2 protein-coding genes are annotated in these 671 nt (G+C 34.4%); both read right to left on the bottom strand.

Features of this window, described 5'->3' with window-relative positions:
- A partial coding sequence (locus tag HC175_RS16025; RefSeq protein WP_168139412.1) for an NAD-dependent epimerase/dehydratase family protein occupies positions 1–330 on the bottom strand: 330 nt, incomplete at its 3' end.
- A 25-nt stretch (positions 331–355) separates the two neighbouring features.
- Positions 356–671 (bottom strand): glycosyltransferase (locus tag HC175_RS16020; protein ID WP_168139411.1); only part of this gene is annotated, 316 nt, incomplete at its 5' end.

The raw sequence follows: 671 nt of genomic DNA, 5'->3' as shown, positions 1-671 counted from the left end.
GGTATTCTTTGACAGGGATAAGATACTCTTTATACCTTCAATATCATTTAATACCATCATTGGATTCTCCAAAGTTCTTCTCACCCCTACCACAGCAGCATAATGAAAAACAAAATCAAATTTGTGGCTTCCAAACACCGGGGCTACGTCATTATATTCGTTAATATTTGCTTTGATGAATTTTATGTTTTCAGCCTTTGGAATTTTAGACAAGGTACCGGTCAAAAGATTATCCACTATGACAATATTGTTTTTAGAATCTTTAGCCAGTTTACTTGCCAGGGCACTCCCGATATTTCCTGCACCACCAGTGATTAGTATATTTGACATAGTGATTTTTTAAGTTCTATATAATTCATAAACCTTTCTGTACCGATCTGGGTATATATAATTCATTGATTTTTCTCTTATTTATGTTATAGTCAAACCGTTCCAATGAAATTTTTTGATTACGGAGGGCAGATTTATAAAAATCAATTTCCCCTTCAATTGCTTTTAAAATCAGGCTTTTCAGATGTTCAACATCTTCTGGTTCAAAAATTAATAAACCGTTGCTCCCATTTTCAATCAGCTCCTCAGAAACTCCCCCGGGATTAGATTGAATGGGGAAAGCACCCATAATAAATGCTTCTATTAATGTATTGGGAATACCATCAGATATACTGTTGCCA

Source organism: Salinimicrobium oceani (assembly GCF_012037645.1).
The sequence above is the reverse complement of the archived record's forward strand: the minus strand, read 5'-3'. Positions and strand labels throughout refer to the sequence as shown.